We start from the raw sequence: 18,347 nt of genomic DNA, 5'->3' as shown, positions 1-18,347 counted from the left end.
ATGGTAGCCGCTTATAACCCCTTTGAAATCCTTAACCTGCCCATGATCCGGCGGATCACCCAGCACGGCAATCACTTCATTGTGCTGCAACGCTTCAACTGGCCAGGGATCAAGGAAGGCTTTGGCTTTATGGCAACACCTTACAAGGATGAGAAGTCCGGGAAGGCGCATGCGACGCGGCTATCTGGGAACGAAGGAAAACTATTGAACCTCTCGGCTGACATCGAAAAGATCACCGCCCTGATCAACGATCCCAAATACAGTCTGTTCCTTTGCACCTTCCGGGAAGAGTCCTGGAATAAGAAAATGATCAAATTATATCAGCGGAATATGATATCTTACATCAAATCACATATGCCGGTCGCTTCCAATGACGCGATCGTCATTCAGATGGATTTGAAATTCGGCCGGCTCAAAGCGACGGTCACAGCCAACGGGCCAGAGCATGAGTTTGACCTGTATGAGATGATAAAATAAGCACCCCATTTATATGATTTCCTACCTGTTCCGGCGTCAGCTCTGTTACGACATATCCCTTCACAGCGATATTGAGCTGACCAAGGAGGTTTTTCCCAAGATCAAAGACAAACGGATCATTCAGGACTCGCCTGTCTATGATCACATCAGCTCGTTCGCGTTTCCGGAGTATCCAGTGATCACCCGCCAGGGCACCGAGCTCGTTCTTTCGGAAATGGAATGGTCGCTGGATCCCGTTTATGAGAAAAACCCTGACGAGCGCCGGAAGCGCCGGACCAAAATGGCAGATATCCAGTCCGAGCGTGTTCTAGGCGATACACGCTCCTACGCGCATCGAATCCGGCAGAACCGGTGTCTGATACCGGTGACAGGTACTTACGAGCACAGGGCGATCCAGGGATGGCAGAAGAAAGTCCCCTACTACATATGGCCAAAAGACCGTAAGATGCAGTTTCTGCCTGGGCTTTTTCAGATCATCGAATCGATTGGATCAGCTGGTGAAAAAAGACAGAGTGTTAGCTTTGGAATGTTAACTAGAACAGCTAACGAGCTGATGGCGAACATTCACAACGATGGCGAATTTCGTCACCGGATGCCGCTGTTTCTAACGCCTGAGCTGGAAGAATTCTGGCTTTCGGAGCATTTCACGGATGCGGATATGAAGGCCGTGTTTGAATACATGCTACCCTCCGAAGCGCTGGACTACCGGACCGTTTTCAGCATCAGGGGCACAAAACCGCGACCAGATGGAAGGTCGAAATTTGAATTTTGGAAATACGACAATTTGCCCCAATTGGGAAATGATGAGCCAATGAAAAGTCAATTTTCACTATTTTAATCGAGAGCAAACATCTGCAAAATCAGAGAACCTCCACGGAGGCATGATCAACAATGTAAAATGAAAAACACCCGACTTTTACGGCAGTTACTCACAATATTGAACATCTTCCTTTACCTATTGTTAGGCTTTTCTGCCTTCATCATACTTATGATGGGGGCCAGCCACGCAAATCTGCCATTAGAATCATTCTATCCTATGATAGCTTTCACCATTGCTATCATATTGATTTTGGCTTTTTTGTCAGCATATCGAAAAAAATTGAAAGAATAGTTTTCTCTGATTGATGCATATGCCGAAGCCTCTCAGTGGCTAGATCCTCTAAGACAACTATCTGATATTCTTACTTTGGGCTACCAGGTAAGAAACAAGGGCAACCATGTTAACCGGAATAAAACAGGCCACAATTACCATAACTGCCTGATCAGACAAATTATCAACTGCATAACCAAAGGCAATAAAACACAGCCCAATTAGGCACAAATAACTACCTCCGAGCCTGGCCGCCTTTTCTTTATCAATGATCTCTCGGCCTCTAGGAATATTGCTCAGCCAACGAACAAGTCGAAACCGCCAGATCGAAACACCCAGCCCGATTACTAAAAGACCTATTGAAGCTAGTGCCCAATCCATAAAGTTCTGAAATATCAGTTAACAAATAAACAAACCCCTATCCATAAAAATCCGATCACCCATACCACCGCAGTCTTTCTGCGCCCTGGCCAATTTCGGATGGAGAAGTATAGTGCCGCCTCGACGGCAAAAGCCAGCACCCCAGACAGCACAAAATATCGGAATGGCAGCCTCTCTACCGCGACGATTTTCTCGGCTATTGTGTAAAACATCGAATACAGAAAGCTTCCAAGAATCATAAAGCGCCACAAGTCCCGCGACAACTCTTCCTTTTGAACTTGATCCATGCAATACAAGTTGTTAATGCCTGAAATACAGCCAAGTCCAAAGCACGCCACTCAGAAATGCAAGTCCGCCAGTGAGCAGTTTGCTTTTAGCCGGCTTGGGAACCTCCCCGACCGATCTGCCCTGGCTATACGCAATCCATCTCTGGAACAGAAACGGCCATAAGTGTGCAAGTAACAGACCACAGTAGACAAGCACAATCAAGCCGTACATCGTTTTATCGCTTAACATAGGCGGGCATTTAGGCTGTTATTGAATACGTCAAGATAAGCAATTTGCTCCATGTTTGTCACTTAACATAGTATCCGTTATCAGAACAAAAGCGGATTTTCTTGGTTTTATCCTATCAGTTATGAAATGCTTTTTAACTGACCGTTGTCGCCAAACTTCAAGCTCTACCCTATTACCAGTGACGAATCAGCCGCATGCACTTAAAGAGTAAAGGTGATGCGGTTCTGGACAATGATGTTGGTATAGCGTTCTTACCTCAGTTTATTTTTCCATCTGAAGAAAAACTCCTGAGCTAGATGCAGGCCTGCAATTGTGATCAAAAATGTAAAAACATAATCAAGATACCAATTCAGTTTGATAGCGGCATTTAATGCTTCCAGTATTGCTTGCGTGAGTATAACAAGAAACATCATGATCGCCATAATCCCGACCGTATACTTGGGAAATGGCCTGTTAACCAATGCCTTGATCTCACTTATTCCTTCAATCCTGGCAGTTAAGGTGAATTTTCTATCAAGCCCGTCGAATATTGTCTGAATCGTAAAGTATTCCCCCGCGTTTAATAGCAAAGGCGCTATGATAGGCGGCCATTGTTGTGATTTATCAGAGTATTTAAATTTGAAGGATAAGTATCTGAAAATCCATAACTTATTATTGTTTTAGCATTTTCGATTTTCAATTCTATCATATTTTCGAAGTCAGTTTGACGAATTGAAACCCCTCCATTGTTGATTATTTTGATCGTTAAAATATTGAGTTGATCAACCACATGATCCTTGTATGTGATTTTTAAATCATTTTTCACCTGATTGGAGATATCAACCAACGGTTCAGAGTACAGGACCTGATAGGAAAGCCTTTTCTTTTTGTTTTGCCGGATCGCTACGATTAAAGCAGCGACAGCCAATATTGCCCCGATACCCTGCCACCAGTTCTCACCTAGAAAATCAAATAAATAATCCATAAAGGAGGTTTTTTATGTTGAAACACTATACTACGGACCGTTGGTGACTTTTCAAAGTTGGCTGCTTGCAATGATGGGTATGGATACAGGTTTCCCTCGCAAACAAAGAAGTAAGGTGGCTGGCCCATGACCTTTCCTAGTAGCACATTATTGTACTTCGTCTTTAACGTCCATCAAAAGTAATGTTGCAATGAATCCATACGAACAAATGCTCGCTTTACAGGAAAAATTTAGACAGCTAAATTTTAATTCACAGGTAGCGAGAAAACTAAGTTCAAAAGTTGGTCAATACCGGCTTGACGTCGATAGCATTACCGCAGGCCAAAAGGCTATGTATGAGGCGGTTGCGGCATTTAAAATTTCTATGCATGATGCTAATTCGTTTACTAAGCAGGTGGCGGATTCTTATCAACGAGTGCAAGCAGCCATATCGTCAACAATGGGTGACTCAACGCCATTTGGCACTCAGATCAAGGATATACAGCGCAGAATGGAGGAGTCAATTGCTGCTGCTGTCGCACCGTTCAAAAATATTGACTGGGTTGAAGTGGATCGAAGGTACCGAGAGAATTACCATTTTCACTTGTCATTGTTGTGTGAGCTGGAAACAGCCAACATGCAGTTACCAATTGATGGAAATCTGCTTTTTAGCCCCCAGGAAGAATTTTCTGCCAACTACCTTGGAATTGTCTCAAATGCCTTGAGAATACACCTTGATTCCAACCTGTATCCCCTATGGGAAGGGGCAGTCATCTCACTAGCATCCAACAACCCTGATCGTGTAAGGCACTGCTTCATATCGATCCGCACAATCATAGAATATCTAGCAAATAAAGTTATGAACATATCCGCGCTTGACGTTCAGCAACATGCTGATTACAAATTCGATATAAGCAAGGAGCCAGGTATCAAGCTTAAATTGAAGGCATTTTTTACGAAGACTGAATTTGATATCGTGGAAGAAATTGGCGGGCTACATGTAAGTTCCTTCTGCCAGTATTATGCAGTGCTGAGTGGTTTGCATAGCCCCTCAATACGCACAAAGTATAGTGACGATCAAATTCGTGTCATAATGATCAAAAATGGTATCCTGATTTGGGCAATAGTTCAGCGCGAAAAGTTAATTCAGCAAGTCCTCACAGAAAGTGAATCTGATTAACTAATGGGTACATTAACCTAATGTTTACTTATCATACGGCATGATGTCACAAGGATATCGGCGGCTCCTAATTATCGACGACGCCCCCATGTCCTCACTCATATTTTTCGCGTCGTCGAGAAACCACATGACGTCTATTCCTCTTTGTGCCAAATAAGCTAAGTCCATATCACCTTATCGACTAAACTCTTACACTACCAAATACAAATTCGTATAATAGGGACTAGGACACAAAAGTTTCTTATCATACTGCCAACTCTGATGTCTCAGCTGCGTTGTCAACCGAGTGATTAAAGTAAATCTGATCTTCAATCATTCGCTCACCCTATATTGTCGCTTCAAGTTTTACTAAATTTACACATTGTCTAGTAACACGATTACAACTAAGTGGAATATAAAAATTTGAATACGAGCACGATAGACCTATTTTGCGGTGCCGGAGGGCTAACCTTCGGTCTAAGGTCTTCAGGCTTAAAAGTTGTTGCCGGTTTTGACATTGATCCTCATTGCAAATATGTGTATGAGGAAAATAATCCCGGCACCCAGTTTTTCGAACAAGATATCAACGACTTAGCGATCGAAGATATAGAAAAACTATTTGAGCCAAACAGCTACAAAATTCTCGTCGGCTGCGCCCCGTGCCAATACTTTTCGAAGTATGCAAGGTCAGCCCGTGAAAAAAGTGATGAAAAATGGACTCTCGTACGATCATTCGGGAAAATCATTGAGCAAACTTGGCCAGACATCGTAAGTATGGAAAATGTTCCAGAACTTGCATCACATCCCGTATTCCACGAATTTGTCGCGAAGTTGACCGGAGTCGGCTATCATGTTAGTTTCAGAAAAGTCTATTGCCCTGCTTACGGAATCCCCCAGCAAAGAGAAAGACTTGTGTTGCTTGCGTCCCGCTTTGGCGACATTCAGTTCATGCCGCCTCAGTTTAAACCAGAAGAATACCCAACTGTCCGATCTGCGATAGGCTCTCTGTCACCCATTGCAGCTGGTGAAAAATCGAACATTGATCCATTTCATATAAGCTCGAAACTATCAGATATAAATCTTAAACGAATAAGGGCATCAAAAGCGGGAGGGACTTGGCGTGACTGGGATGATGATTTGGTTTCTGATTGCCACCGCCAAAAAAGTGGACAAACATACGTTAGCGTGTATGGGCGTATGGAATGGGACAAACCATCACCAACCATTACAACGCAGTATTTTGGTTTTGGAAATGGCAGGTTCGGTCATCCCGACCAAGATCGAGCAATTTCTCTACGGGAAGGGGCCATTCTCCAATCGTTTCCACCATCATACAAACTTGCTCGTGACGCAGAAAAGGCCAGGTTTTCGACAATTGGCCGAATAATAGGAAACGCTGTCCCGCCAAAGTTAGGTGAAGTAATCGGTCAAAGTATAATAATGCATTTAAAGACACTGAAATCTTCTAGAAAGGTAGAAAACAATGGCAAATGACAAGGATATAGCATTAAAAGAACTCGCCGAACGAGAAATTATTGAGAAAGAGCGAGTAGTCGACTACAATACAAAGGAATATCCAGTTGAGATTGTCGTGCAAAAGTACTTGACAGGGATTGAAACTGACGAAAACGAACTGTATATACCTGACTATCAGCGTGATTTCTCATGGGATTTGAAACGTCAATCCAAATTCATTGAGTCTGTTATGATTGGTCTGCCAGTTCCATACATTTTTGTCGCCGATACCGAAAAAAGTGATGGTCGATTGGAAATAGTTGATGGGTCACAAAGGATTCGAACATTGGCTGCATTTTTACAAGACGAATTAAGACTGGTAGGTTTAGAAAAGCTACAAGCTCTGAACGATTTCACATTTTCCGAATTATTATTATCACGTCAGCGGCGCTTTGGTCGACGGACAATGCGAATGATTGAGCTTACAAACAAGGCCGATGAAGAAGTACGACGAGATATATTTGAAAGAATCAATACAGGAAGCGATATACTTAAAGACATGGAGGTAAGGCGCGGAGTTAATGACGGCCCGTTAATCGACCTCCTTGAAGAATGTGCCTCAATTCCATTATTCAAGAGCCTTGCACCTTTGTCAGAAACATCAGAAAAGAGAAGAGAACGAGAAGAGTTCGTGCTTCGTTTTTTCGCTTATTTAGATGGATATCAGACTTTTGAAAGATCCGTTCGAGACTTTCTTAACGAATGGATCAAAAACACTGAAAAAACATTTGATGACACTCTCAAACAGAATATGTTAGATGAGTTCAATCGAATGCTGACATTTGTCAGCAATTACTTCCCTCATGGATTTGTAAAAAGTTCAAAGCATTCAAGAACTCCTAGAATCCGATTTGAGGCAATAGCAGTGGGAGTAGCTCTTGCACTTCGAGAGAATCCCAATCTTAATCCAGCATCTGTAAATTGGCTTGCAAGTAGAGAATTCAAAGAATTAGTGACATCTGACGCGAGTAACTCACGTCCTAAAGTAATTCGTCGCATTGAGTTTGTAAGAGATAAATTAATTGCCAGTTAGGCAGTAAGACTTAACATAAAAACGATTCCTAGGATGCCAACTGCCGCAATGCTTGATGTCTTGAACGACTTCGACACCCGCATAAGAGAAGTGGAAAATTATTTTGCACATGTCACTCGGTTAGACGATGGAGCGATTGAATTATCTCCAGCGCCAGCGGCGGGGCATCTACCTGCGATCGATAAAGATGTTTGGATTAAAACGTTGAAAGCAAGCTGCTTTCTTTTGATGTACAATGTTGTTGAATCTACTACTAAAAATGCAATTCAGGCAATATTCGACGACCTTGGTTCCAATACAGTTGAATTTGATCTTTGCAGACGCGAAGTCAGGAAAATAGTCTTAACAAACTTGAAGCGAGCAAGCATTGATAAAGCAGTACCAGCTCTTTCTCGCATCTCTGTTGACATTGTAGTCAAAACATTCGACAAAAATGAACTGTTCTCTGGGAATCTCGACGCGAAGAAAATACGCGAAGTAACAAGAGACTACGGTATCAAAAATCCCCGAGGCGATGGTTCTCAACTTCTCCCAATTAAAACCAACCGAAACGATCTCGCCCATGGAAATAAATCGTTTGATGAAGTCGGTCGGGAATACAGCAGTGCGCAATTAAATCTCATGCTGCGAGATCTGAAACGATACATGAGTTCATTCTTAATCAACGTTGACGAGTACATTTCAAATAAAGAGTACTTGGTTCCCGCAGTAGCGTAAGTTGGCTGGATCACCCAGTGAAGCACATGACTAAATATTTGTTGGAACATAGAGCGTGTCGAAACTATCTCGAAAGACTCAAAACTATCGAAACTTTATAAAAAACTGCCAAATATCAATGGCAACTCCCAGGGCAAGGATAATTATTATGCGGTTTGTTTCAGTGCGAGTAATCAAACGTCTTTAATTACCCGCAATATTATCTCGGCCCCAGCGGCCTTAGATAGAACCTCGCCAAATTCCTTTCTTGATTGCTCGTCACTGTAAACCCCGTTAGGATCGTTCCATTGCAGCCAATCAATGATCTCCTCCCTTGATGACCGCGCGAGCACCTGAGATAGGTCAGCTTGTGATAAAGCCATGATTTCATAAAAGTCTAACCCAATAGAAAATCGGGGACATGTGTAATGTGTCATAGTCTTGCCTGAATAAATAATTACACGGTTGATAGATTAATTTACATCAGCATTAGAGAAATATAAGCTTTCAGCTTCAGGAAGATGTCGCACTTCTCCGCCAACCTTCAATTTCAATCCCTTCATGCCGCAAATAATTATAAAGAGTTGCTTTACTGCCGATGCTTAACTGTTCACAAATCTGTTTTGTGGTGTATTTTTTGCTTTGATACAAGGTCGCTGCTAAGCTAGCAAGGTTCTTAGACTTCTTAGTTAGGCCCTTGGGTCTGCCTCCTACCCTACCCCTAGCACGCGCGGCTTCCATTCCTGCTAAAGTTCGCTCCATCAAGATTTCGCGCTCGTTTTCTGCAAATACAGAACTGAGCATGTACCAAAGTCGCCCCATTTTGGTAGAAGTGTCAATGCCCTCTGAAATACTACGGAAGTCAACGCCCATCTCCTTCCACTCGACCATTAGTTTAATCAACTCATAAGTGGCCCGCCCGAGACGATCAATTCTCCAGACGACGATAACATCTCCCTTCCGCAGCTCGGAAACCATCCTCGCATATTCCGGTCTTTCCTTAGAAGCACCCGACACCTTCTCATGAAAAATCTTCTCGCACCCGGCCTTTCGGAGAGCATCGAATTGCAGGTCCTGATTCTGTTCATTCTTCGAAACCCGTACATATCCAAAAATCATCCTAAATTACATTTTAACCCCTATCGTTGCAATATACTGTAATTTGATTTCATGTACCACTAAAATGAACTCCTTTAAGGCGCTTTTAAGTGTCAAAGTGGCCGTATTACATTATGCAAGCAGAGTACATAAAAACGACCGTAAAATCGAACATCTGCAAACGGGATCGGCTCTTATTCAACAACAAGGGAAACGCGAGATTGACTATGTCACCTTATACGAATGTATACCACCGTAGTAAGAATTTGGGTAAGTCATCTCGGCCTGGATTAATGATCTCACGACAAATTAGTTCATGCAGAACTTCAAAAGCGGACACGGCTGTCCGAAACCGTACGACAAAATTTAAAAAAAAGCCTTTATGACCACCCAGAATCGGTTTCTAACCTTGGTATAATAGTTGACTTCCATTCGGAGGATCCTTGCTAACCTTTTCCATGAAAATTTGTATCTGCTCAATTTTGATTTGGCTGACAGTCTTTCTCGATGTCAGCGCCCAAGACAAGCTGACTGTTGTTAAGGCGAAAGCACTTGTTGACGTTCGCAACGGGCAACTAATTACTCCGGCTGTGATCTACTGTCGACAAGGCAAAATAGAAAAGGTTGATAGTGGTCCCAGCATCCCAGCTGATGCAGTCATCATCGACTTGGGAGCGAAATACCTGTTGCCTGGTTTGGTGGACGCACACAGCCACTTGTGCCATGAATACCAGTATGAATTAGAAAAAATACCCGGGGCGAATATTGTAACAGAAACGGCCATCACCGATAATGCCACGCGGGCTTTGATCGGCGCCCGCAATGCTCGGGATATGCTATTGGCGGGCTACACGACTGTAAGGGACCTGGGGAATTCAGGTGAAAATACCGACGTCGCCCTGCGTGATGCCATCAGCAAGAATTGGCTTCCAGGCCCGCGTATCTACGCCGCAACCCGCGCATTGTCGCCGATTGGGGGACAGTTCAGCAAGATGACAGCGAACGCCCGAAAGACTCTTGTCGCGAAAGAATATATCGAAATCTCAGGTGTGGACGAAGCCCGTAAAGCGGTAAGAGAAGCGATCTTCAACGGGGCCGATTGCATCAAAGTCATCGTTAATAACAATCAATTGTCTCTAAATCAAGAGGAATTGACCGCAATAGTTCAAGAGGCCAGGGCAGCCAACCTAAAAGTTGCCGCACATGCAACCAACGGAGACCAACCAGCTTTGAATGCTATTAATGCCGGAGTAAATTCGATTGAGCATGGTTACACCCTGTCTGCGCCCGTATTGAAATTAATGGCTGAAAAAGGAATTTATCTGGTACCAACTGACCGGACCGGTGTACCAAGATACCAACAACGCATCAAACGTGCACAGGAGGCAGGCGTCAAGATTGCGTTTGGGTCAGATATGTACTACTACGATGCACAGCGTAACCGGGGTGAAGTGACGGTCAGTACCTATCACGCCTATACTCAATCAGGAATGAGTAATGTGCAGGTTCTCCGTTCAGCGACGATGAATTCTGGGGAGTTAGTGGCCGGACCAGGAAAGATCGGACTTCTGGAACCTGGATATTTGGCCGACATTATTGCGGTCGACGAAGATCCACTGACGAAGATCGAGACGGTTGAACATGTCGTTTTTGTCATGAAGGAAGGAAATGTTATTAGCCGACGTGATTAGCCTTAGGGCAATGAGAAAAAAACTTTAACAAATCATTCTTTTAACAACTAATTAGTTCGCACTGCCCTCACTCACCAACAACAATTTTGATAAAACAGTGACTATTCGTAATTCCGGAAGATATAATCACTTTCAAATTTTAATCTAAATCTCCCGTGACGCCCTATATGGAAATGCACAGCAATGTATAAATGTGAGCAAGAACCAGCAGTTCCCGGCGCTCCGGAATGACAAAAACACTTTTACATGACAACAGGCAGGCACAGAGTTGTGCCTGCCTGTTGAAAATACCTTCTAAAATTTATTATAAGGCCGTCTCTTCCTTCCGTTTTCTACCTCTGGGCTTGCCTGTGTAGGGCTCTTTGGGCGTTTCGGGCTGGATCGCCAATTCATACCCAATTACCCCCTCGGAGTAGTTGAAAATAGTAACGGTAAAAACATGCTTCACGGCTTCGTAGTCTATACCTCCACGTTTCAAAATAACCGGCAGTGCTATGCCTGATCCCCTCCCTACCCTACTAAATGCAAAAGCGCCCTCTTGCTCATCAGTGGGGACCAAATACAATGATTTGATTTTACGCTTCCCTTCCGCGGTTCCGATTTTAAAAAATGCCGACTCCCGCTCCACGCCAATTTCTTCCAATGTAGCCTTAGGGAAAATAAGCGTTCCCGCCTCCGAGATATGGCCAGACGGCTTCGACTTCTCAACGGCCTTCGGTGCCTTCGGCGCGTTCTCTTCCAGTGTAAAAAATTTGATTTGAGGTGTTTTCATCAAATATAGGTTATGTGAAAATTAAAGTTGTCTACGGAAATTAACCCAGTCATTGTCCACTTCAAAGATTCAGAACACTGGCAATGTCTATGGTTTCGTGCTCACAGTCCGGCACCGGTTCTAAACCTCAATGCCCCTGTGTGCTTTGAAGATAACCTGCCATCACCAAAAACAATGCCGTAAACCCGAAAAGTATGGTAAACAGGGTAGTCCTTGTCTTGGTGAACGGCTTTCTGCTGGACCAGGCCCGAAAAAAACTCATCAGCAGCACCAAACCGGTTACTGCGCCGGCCACAAAAAACAACTCGGGTAATTTGGATAGCTCCATTCTTGTATTATGTAAAGTTTACACGTTTTTTCCAATGAACTCTTGCGTCTAATTTTGGTCTTTATCATAAAATCTATTATGCGACAGATTTTTTAGGCTCCCCGAAAAATCCATTTTAAGTATTCTGGTTTTGGCAGGCCGCTCGTTGGATATTTCCCAGAACCTAGCATCGTTTCAAGACAATCGAAATCAACCGCTCGGAAAAATTAATTACGATTTCCCGGACATGCACAAAATCGGCTTCTTCTCCCACGAAGAACACCCAATCACCAGAAATTTCCCCATGTACCGGTAAGATCGCATCCTTGGCCGCGATAAGCGCCGCCAGTCCGAAATCTTGAATAAAGTCTGCGAAATGCTGGTTCCATTCCTGCTTGTCGACAAGAAACGAGCTGATCAGCTCGTCGATGTTATTCTCCCCCTCCGGCAAGGTCTTCAAATCGCTCAGGTTAACCTGCCATTCCTCGTTCCATTCGAATTGGGTGCGAAGGTTCCAGCCATTGGGCAAAGCGAGGCTTTTCTGATTTGCCGCTATCATCCGCCTCATTTCCTCCTGCGTAAATTCTGTTGCTGTATGCATAGTAAGTATTTGTAATTTGATTTATGATATTGCCTTGGTCAAAAATTCACATCCCTTCGCCACTCACGTCCAAGGATTGTCCATAATGATGTATATCAATGAGAAAATGGTCAGGAATACCCAAAATGATCCAGCAGCTAATGCATCAAGGATGTACCGGCGTGGCATTTGCTCCTCACTCCATTTTATCAAAACCCTGACCAGGTTGACGCAATAGTACAACCCAAAAAGAAAACAAAGGCAGCAAACTGTAAAATGTATAAGGGGCGAGGGGTTGACCACCTGGTAGACAGAGTCTGCCACAGTAGCAAGTAAGGCCACCCCCGCGCTGGCTACATATGATTTAGAAAATTTCCAGGACTGTCGGAAAGTATGCTCATACCATTCATGAAAAAGCCCACCAAAATTATCTTCCGAAGCCCAAAAACGCTTATCATCCTCGGTGACAGCACCATTTTGCTTTGCTATGGCAATCAACTTTCTGTCGAAGGCAACTTGATAGAAGCTTCGAGGGCTCTTCGTCGGGCTATCTGCCCATTTTGACAATTTTTCAATGAGCCTTGCGAGCCCTGTAAAATTTATTTTCATAAATATGCTATTTTCGATTAATGCTGACAGGACAGCAAGACGATTAAAGCCGACCCAATCAAGAAGACTAGCGCAAAGAACAGTCTTACTAAGCTCACCTTTTCCATGCGAGACAGTTTTGATTTATTAAATAAGGAATTCAGTGCAAATAATACGGGCCGTGCGGTTCAGAACTAATCATGCCACCACCTAAGTAAAAAGCAAGTCCTAGCACTATGATTAACACACCTACAAGAATTGCTGTTGATTTATCAAAGGTTCGCCCGTTCACCTTATTTTCCTCCTTCGCGGACGAATAAGACAACCGCAACGCTGCATAAACCAAAGCTGTTAGAAAAGTAGAGCCAATAAATGCCTTAATCGGCGTATTTGACTGTAAAAGAATCGTAAAAATCACACATAGGGCTATCAATGCCACTAATATCAAATTGGATCTACTATGAAATATTCTCATCTCGTATTCTTCTACTAGTTAAAATTTGTGGTTTGTTGATTTAAAGTGATTTACTTCTACTTGCGCTCGCCGATATCAGCCCCGCGGTAGGTAGTCTTAAACTTGCCACCGCGATACTTGTTATAAAACCCTCCGTTGCGTTCATAGCGAACCTTTACCATCATACGTCGGAAGCTGCTAACTCCCAAGAGCAGATTAACCAAAAGGCCAACCAGGTTGACGGCCAACCAAAAAAATCTAGCCTGGTGATAGTAAAAGGTCGCTGACAATGCACAAAAGCTAACAGCCCCCAGGAAATAAAGAAGCCGCACGGTATACTTTAGGTAGGAGGTTTGAACCGCGTCGAAGTCCCATGTGAGGATTTGAGTATTTCGTCTGGAGATCAGGCCGGACAACCGACTAATAAGGTAATTTGTGTTCATGTGTGTAAATTTTGTTGGAATTACGTGACCTAATATTGCACACTCTCGCCGGCGCTTTCCATGTTTCAGAATTCTACCACTTCGCCATTTCCAAGTTGCCCCAATAGAGCAGTCCGATGATTGCTAAACCACCCACAATCATTGTTGCGCCCCGAATGATTGCTCTTCTGCGGATTATCCTCATGTGCTTCTGCATATGGGATAAAATACGGTCTTGAAGGCTACTGTCAATCTTCATCTGGCCGTCCAATGCGCGATCTCCAAAATGCTCGCCAACTATGCCCCATAGATTCTCAAACGTTATTGTTCGATTCTTCCTTTTCGGTTCTAGTTTATCGACTATAAACTCCTGTATTTCGACGTCAGTGATAGTACTTTCCATATCTAAGGCTACAGAGTTAGGCTCATTTGTGCAAATACTCCCGGATCAGCAGTTTGACCACCGGCGCACTCGCTTCGTGAATCCGACAATACTTCCAATCTCGGCCTATTACAATCATCGGCTTTACCGTGTCCAAAATTTCTTTGAGTCTTGGGATATTTCCCTCGATACCCGCAGTGTGTACGGTCGTGACTACCAATTGCTCCGATTCGGTCAAATCTTCCCACCGGCGGGTTTCTTCCAGTCCTTGTACATCCATTTTAAGTCCTTGTTGTCTTGATAAATATTACACTGAATGTATTCCATTTTTGAAAGTAGTGTTATCCAGGCAGAAATAGATCCTGGCTGAAGCGCAATGCTGCTTTTCCTTTAAGTCTTCACAGTGACCGAGATTAGTCGATTCGTTGAGTCCACATATAACTCATGTACTGTCACTACGTCTGCATCCCTGCCTTCAAAAAATACCTGGGGAATGTTATTAGGAATATTGATCGCTGCAACTAGCGCTGCCAAACCAAAATCACGGATGTAATTGACGAAAACCTGGTTCCATTCATCCTTGGTTTCTAAAAACTGTGTAATAAGCTCGTCGATGTTCATATATTCCGGAGGCAAAGCACCTAGATCGCTCAGATTATCTTGGCCTTGTCGTCCCCATTGCAGTTTTGTTCTTAGGCTCCAACCCTCCCCGAATGGTAGGCTTGTCAAATCAGCAGCTATTAACTGTTGAATTTCCTGTTGATTAAAATTCCGTTTCATGCGCGATCTAGTGATAATTGAGTTTTAGAAGCATTTGGGGATTATAAATAAAAGCGACCACGCCTAACGCTATCGCCCATATAAGGTATACCGCAATAGCCTTGCTTCCAGTCCCTTTTATAGTATGCCAGGTACCACGTATCAATAGGCCTACGGCCTCAGCAGCGATAAGATAAAAAGCTATGTCTCGAACAAATAGAGACATATTTATCCAACCTAGCCAGGTTAATACAATTGGGAGAATCAATACACATATAACTAGTCGGTTGATTCGGTTAAGGTCACCAATCAATTTTGTGTCGCGTAGCTTGTTACTTCTGTCAACAAGATTAAACCAGAATTCAGGAACTATCTCGCCCTTCTGATCCACGGCCGCATCTCCAAACCTTCTGAGCAATCTATCCACTAACATTTCATGGTCATCGACTTCATCATTCTCTGATAAAAACGAGTCGATTTCCCGTTCCAAACTTGTCACTTTAACTTTCATGCCCGATCTATTTGTTAGCTTTTCGACTTATTGCTGATCCTGCACTTTTGCCTTGGATGTATAACCAGCTTTCATAAAGTCTTCTATCCAGATTATTCGTTTAACCCACTCACCCTCAATCTTTCTTGGTTGAAGTCGGAAATGGCCCCTAACACGGAATCCCTCGGAACGAACTATTGTTGTAAACCATTTGGAATCAAGGTAAGTAACTGGGACAGCGGACTCGTTTTTCAGATAACCCTCTTCAATTCTCTTTAAGGTCTCCTTAGGCTTAACAATCTTAATATCAGACTTAGCATATAGCTGAAACATCTTGATATAAAGCAGAATGTTGATCAATCCAAGCATATAATCGAATGACCCCTGAATATCGGAAGCAGCTATATCCGCGTTATGGCTTATCCAAATGTTTGTTATTGGACGGATCATATAGGCGTAAGGAACGCCGTTGGGTAAAAAAATGTAAATGGCCCCAGAGAATTCACTGGAAGAAACAAATTGCAAATCACAAGCATACAGGATGCCCTTAACGATGTAACAGCCTTGTAAGTCAATCTTAAAACTTTCACCTTGCATGTCGGTCGATATCAGATCGTGGATCTTATCCTCGGCTAAATACATGGCCTCCAAGTAAGATTTACTTACTACAAAAAGCTCCTTAGAGAAATTCTTGGAGTATCTTGAAAACACCTCATCAAAAACGATCCTGTTCAAGCTCCCGGAAAAATCATCGTCGATGCTCATAAACCGCACGGACTTCAATCGTCCATTAACGATGTCATCAACAATGGGATAGGATTTACGATTAATTACCATCGGTCACTTATAATGGACTGTCTACATCAATATTGAAAGTCTTCAACAAACCAATGTATTTGTTTAATGAAAACTTTAGCTGATCCGTGATTTCCTCTCGACCGAATTGTTTCTCCTTATATGTTTCCTGGTCGTCCTCCATTAGCAGGAAAATCTCAACATCGGCGCAAAAGCTCGAAAGCAACCATTTCAGAGATGCAAGCTGCTCGTCTGCCACATAGCTAGTTGCCCATCCCGTTTTGCGGTCTATTTTAAAAGATTGAAAGTTGTTCTCATTATCAAATGTCTTTTCAACCTCAACAAAAATGCCAAACCCAGACAATAGGTTAATACTGCCGTTCAGCTTATTCTCGAAAAACTTAATTTCTTGAGGGCCGAAAATATTCTCCAAGTCCTGCCTTGTAACATGTACATCACCAAAATAGCTTTTGTACTCATCACCCACTTTGCTTCTGACCCTCTCCTTAATCAAGTCAAATAGTCGGTCATTACTTTCTCGTAGTATTTTGAGCACACTGTTAGTTCCCATCCTCACTGAAATTTTAGATCAATCATGTGGTCCATATTAATTCTACTCTATCGCCGAATTCTAACACCAAGTCTCGCTCACCCTCCAGTGCTGGAGACAGCTCTTCCAACAGTGCCAGATAACCCTTAAACAACTACCTCTTTTTCAAGTATTTATGATGTTGCATAAAAATTTTCTTAAGTTAAATACGGCATCTTTGCACTTTATGCTCCTCCAACCCCAATATCTAATTCAGAAAACTCAATCTGTTTTGAACGCTTTGCGTTTGGCACTACATTCCGATTGTAGCGGAATTCCCCGGAATACGATTTAATGATCATAACGACGGCAATTATAAATTATAAATATAATGAGTAATTAATACACAATTATAAAATTTATAATTTATAAAATCTATAATTTATTCAATTTTTCATCATGATTGTAGTCTACACTACAATTAAAGTCACATGGTACAAAATATGCAAAAGGTCGAGTTTCAGATCGTACAAATTCTTGATTCCAGAAAAAGCGGTTCGATAATAGAGGTCGGCGCCATTTATACCGGTGATTTAGACCCTACTGGACGTTGCCTATGGTTTTCAGAGCCAAATGGCCAAGAATGGGTTTTCTATATTGGCGAATCGTGCACCATTGTTAACCCTTCCACGAACACTGAACGTGCAAATGATAACTAGGGATCAATTCTCTCCGTCTTGGAGGCTCTGTTTTACTATTATAACAACGAACTATTCGACGGGCAATTAGGAGACTGTCTGCTAAATCTTTCTCGGAAAAACGGGGCGTCTGGCTATTTATCTCCAAACCGCTGGACAGATGCAGGCAATACCCGTCGTATTCACGAGATAAGCATAAATCCCGACACCTGGGATATAGAAGATGAAGAGGTTCACAGAACAATTGTACATGAAATGTGTCACATGTGTCAGCAAGATCACGGAGAACCTTCGCGTAGATTCTACCACAACCAGGAATGGGGGGAAAGGATGATCTCTGTTGGCCTATTGCCATCGTCGACGGGAAAACCCGGTGGAAAGACAACTGGACAGCATATGAGCGACTACACTATTGAACCTGGTGCCTTTAAAACTGCCTTTGATAAAATCTCACTGAACGGGAACTAACTCTACCCTTTCAACCAGTTAAGCCCAATGGCTACGGAACAATAGACAACGAGAACCACGAACACGACACGGAAGCTGTCGAACCTACTACCGATAACAAACAAGATGCGGAAGCTACAGAGGTGATTCGCACTGCTAAAAAGTACAAAAATTCATGCCCAACCTGTGAATTAAATGTATGGAGTAAACACGGCCTAGAACTGACCTGTAAACCCTGTGGACAGGAACTTCAAATTATCGAATCAAAAACACTACTACTATGAAAAATAGTATGATTCGCGATTTGGAGTGCGCGGAGAAATTGAGATAGAAGCCTCAATTGAATAATTTTTGAAATCAGACAAGTGTAATACAACCTCCGTGTCGAAAGCAATTGAATGCCTAATCATCGATTACAGAAGCCTCATAACGGATTCAGAAAAATGAGCAAAATCATCGGCTGAAAGAATCCAAGAGATCGAATACGCGCCCTTCCAAAAAACAACGAATTGGAAATATTGAAAC

At 42.9% G+C, this 18,347-nt stretch carries 24 protein-coding genes; 8 read left to right on the top strand and 16 right to left on the bottom strand.

Annotated features, from left to right (window positions below; all coding sequences use genetic code 11):
- Both BMW93_RS31350 and BMW93_RS31345 read left to right on the top strand, forming a co-directional pair.
- Positions 1–477: a hypothetical protein gene (locus BMW93_RS31350; RefSeq protein WP_090386036.1), complete on the top strand. Its 477-nt coding sequence runs from the start codon at positions 1–3 to the stop codon at positions 475–477.
- 13 nt (positions 478–490) lie between these two features.
- A complete protein-coding gene (locus tag BMW93_RS31345) occupies positions 491–1,315 on the top strand; it encodes an SOS response-associated peptidase (RefSeq protein ID WP_090386032.1) in 825 nt (274 codons plus the stop codon).
- 330 nt (positions 1,316–1,645) lie between these two features.
- Here BMW93_RS31345 and BMW93_RS31335 read toward each other — a convergent pair whose 3' ends face one another.
- The 3 genes from BMW93_RS31335 to BMW93_RS31315 form a co-directional block, all read right to left on the bottom strand.
- A complete protein-coding gene (locus BMW93_RS31335) occupies positions 1,646–1,948 on the bottom strand; it encodes a hypothetical protein (protein ID WP_090386027.1) in 303 nt (100 codons plus the stop codon).
- 14 nt (positions 1,949–1,962) lie between these two features.
- Positions 1,963–2,235, bottom strand: coding sequence for a hypothetical protein (locus BMW93_RS31330; RefSeq protein WP_090386024.1), 273 nt, complete (start codon positions 2,233–2,235; stop codon positions 1,963–1,965).
- Positions 2,236–3,038: 803 nt separating this feature from the next.
- Positions 3,039–3,428, bottom strand: coding sequence for a hypothetical protein (locus tag BMW93_RS31315; protein WP_090386016.1), 390 nt, complete (start codon positions 3,426–3,428; stop codon positions 3,039–3,041).
- A 190-nt stretch (positions 3,429–3,618) separates the two neighbouring features.
- Here BMW93_RS31315 and BMW93_RS31310 point away from each other — a divergent pair, with 190 nt between their 5' ends.
- The 4 genes from BMW93_RS31310 to BMW93_RS31295 all read left to right on the top strand — a co-directional run bounded on the left by BMW93_RS31310 (position 3,619) and on the right by BMW93_RS31295 (position 7,831).
- Entirely contained in the window at positions 3,619–4,587 is a 969-nt protein-coding gene (locus tag BMW93_RS31310) for a hypothetical protein (RefSeq protein ID WP_090386013.1), read from the top strand.
- Positions 4,588–4,974: 387 nt separating this feature from the next.
- On the top strand, positions 4,975–6,060 hold the full coding sequence (locus tag BMW93_RS31305; protein ID WP_218147756.1) for a DNA cytosine methyltransferase: 1,086 nt from the start codon (positions 4,975–4,977) through the stop codon (positions 6,058–6,060).
- Complete coding sequence (locus BMW93_RS31300) at positions 6,050–7,114, top strand: DUF262 domain-containing protein (protein ID WP_090386007.1); 1,065 nt, start codon at positions 6,050–6,052, stop codon at positions 7,112–7,114. The genes BMW93_RS31305 and BMW93_RS31300 overlap by 11 nt, the downstream gene beginning before the upstream one ends.
- 33 nt (positions 7,115–7,147) lie before the next feature.
- Positions 7,148–7,831, top strand: coding sequence for an MAE_28990/MAE_18760 family HEPN-like nuclease (locus BMW93_RS31295; protein WP_090386004.1), 684 nt, complete (start codon positions 7,148–7,150; stop codon positions 7,829–7,831).
- Between the two features lie 492 nt (positions 7,832–8,323).
- Here BMW93_RS31295 and BMW93_RS31285 read toward each other — a convergent pair whose 3' ends face one another.
- Complete coding sequence (locus BMW93_RS31285) at positions 8,324–8,929, bottom strand: recombinase family protein (RefSeq protein ID WP_090385999.1); 606 nt, start codon at positions 8,927–8,929, stop codon at positions 8,324–8,326.
- A gap of 437 nt (positions 8,930–9,366) precedes the next feature.
- On the opposite strand from BMW93_RS31285, the gene BMW93_RS31280 reads away from it, so the two are divergent.
- Entirely contained in the window at positions 9,367–10,599 is a 1,233-nt protein-coding gene (locus BMW93_RS31280; protein ID WP_090385997.1) for an amidohydrolase family protein, read from the top strand.
- A gap of 304 nt (positions 10,600–10,903) precedes the next feature.
- On the opposite strand, the gene BMW93_RS31275 is transcribed toward BMW93_RS31280, so the two are convergent.
- The 12 genes from BMW93_RS31275 to BMW93_RS31220 all read right to left on the bottom strand — a co-directional run bounded on the left by BMW93_RS31275 (position 10,904) and on the right by BMW93_RS31220 (position 16,719).
- Positions 10,904–11,371: a hypothetical protein gene (locus BMW93_RS31275; RefSeq protein ID WP_090385993.1), complete on the bottom strand. Its 468-nt coding sequence runs from the start codon at positions 11,369–11,371 to the stop codon at positions 10,904–10,906.
- Between the two features lie 127 nt (positions 11,372–11,498).
- Positions 11,499–11,699, bottom strand: coding sequence for a hypothetical protein (locus BMW93_RS31270; RefSeq protein WP_090385991.1), 201 nt, complete (start codon positions 11,697–11,699; stop codon positions 11,499–11,501).
- A gap of 163 nt (positions 11,700–11,862) precedes the next feature.
- Positions 11,863–12,279 carry a hypothetical protein gene (locus BMW93_RS31265; protein WP_090385988.1) on the bottom strand — a complete coding sequence of 139 codons (417 nt, stop codon included), beginning with the start codon at positions 12,277–12,279 and terminating at the stop codon, positions 11,863–11,865.
- A 63-nt stretch (positions 12,280–12,342) separates the two neighbouring features.
- Entirely contained in the window at positions 12,343–12,867 is a 525-nt protein-coding gene (locus BMW93_RS31260; RefSeq protein WP_090385985.1) for a hypothetical protein, read from the bottom strand.
- Positions 12,868–13,006: 139 nt separating this feature from the next.
- Positions 13,007–13,285 (bottom strand): hypothetical protein, encoded by a 279-nt coding sequence (locus tag BMW93_RS31255; RefSeq protein ID WP_143061753.1) that lies wholly within the window; start codon positions 13,283–13,285, stop codon positions 13,007–13,009.
- Positions 13,286–13,377: 92 nt separating this feature from the next.
- Positions 13,378–13,743 (bottom strand): hypothetical protein, encoded by a 366-nt coding sequence (locus BMW93_RS35765; protein WP_090385979.1) that lies wholly within the window; start codon positions 13,741–13,743, stop codon positions 13,378–13,380.
- A gap of 73 nt (positions 13,744–13,816) precedes the next feature.
- Entirely contained in the window at positions 13,817–14,125 is a 309-nt protein-coding gene (locus BMW93_RS31245; RefSeq protein ID WP_090385976.1) for a hypothetical protein, read from the bottom strand.
- Between the two features lie 22 nt (positions 14,126–14,147).
- Positions 14,148–14,384: a hypothetical protein gene (locus BMW93_RS31240; protein ID WP_090385973.1), complete on the bottom strand. Its 237-nt coding sequence runs from the start codon at positions 14,382–14,384 to the stop codon at positions 14,148–14,150.
- Positions 14,385–14,494: 110 nt separating this feature from the next.
- The gene (locus tag BMW93_RS31235; RefSeq protein ID WP_090385970.1) at positions 14,495–14,884 is read right to left on the bottom strand and encodes a hypothetical protein; all 390 of its coding nucleotides are present in this window, start codon (positions 14,882–14,884) and stop codon (positions 14,495–14,497) included.
- A 7-nt stretch (positions 14,885–14,891) separates the two neighbouring features.
- Positions 14,892–15,374: a hypothetical protein gene (locus BMW93_RS31230; protein WP_090385967.1), complete on the bottom strand. Its 483-nt coding sequence runs from the start codon at positions 15,372–15,374 to the stop codon at positions 14,892–14,894.
- Between the two features lie 27 nt (positions 15,375–15,401).
- A complete protein-coding gene (locus tag BMW93_RS31225; protein ID WP_143061752.1) occupies positions 15,402–16,118 on the bottom strand; it encodes a hypothetical protein in 717 nt (238 codons plus the stop codon).
- 79 nt (positions 16,119–16,197) lie between these two features.
- Positions 16,198–16,719: a hypothetical protein gene (locus tag BMW93_RS31220; protein ID WP_090385961.1), complete on the bottom strand. Its 522-nt coding sequence runs from the start codon at positions 16,717–16,719 to the stop codon at positions 16,198–16,200.
- Positions 16,720–17,414: 695 nt separating this feature from the next.
- Between BMW93_RS31220 and BMW93_RS36355 the strand changes: the two genes are divergently transcribed.
- Complete coding sequence (locus BMW93_RS36355; RefSeq protein WP_177194252.1) at positions 17,415–17,843, top strand: SprT-like domain-containing protein; 429 nt, start codon at positions 17,415–17,417, stop codon at positions 17,841–17,843.
- Positions 17,844–18,347 lie beyond the last annotated feature (504 nt).

The organism is Dyadobacter sp. SG02, assembly GCF_900109045.1.
In the GTDB taxonomy this organism is placed as follows: Bacteria; Bacteroidota; Bacteroidia; order Cytophagales; family Spirosomataceae; genus Dyadobacter.
The sequence above is the reverse complement of the archived record's forward strand: the minus strand, read 5'-3'. Positions and strand labels throughout refer to the sequence as shown.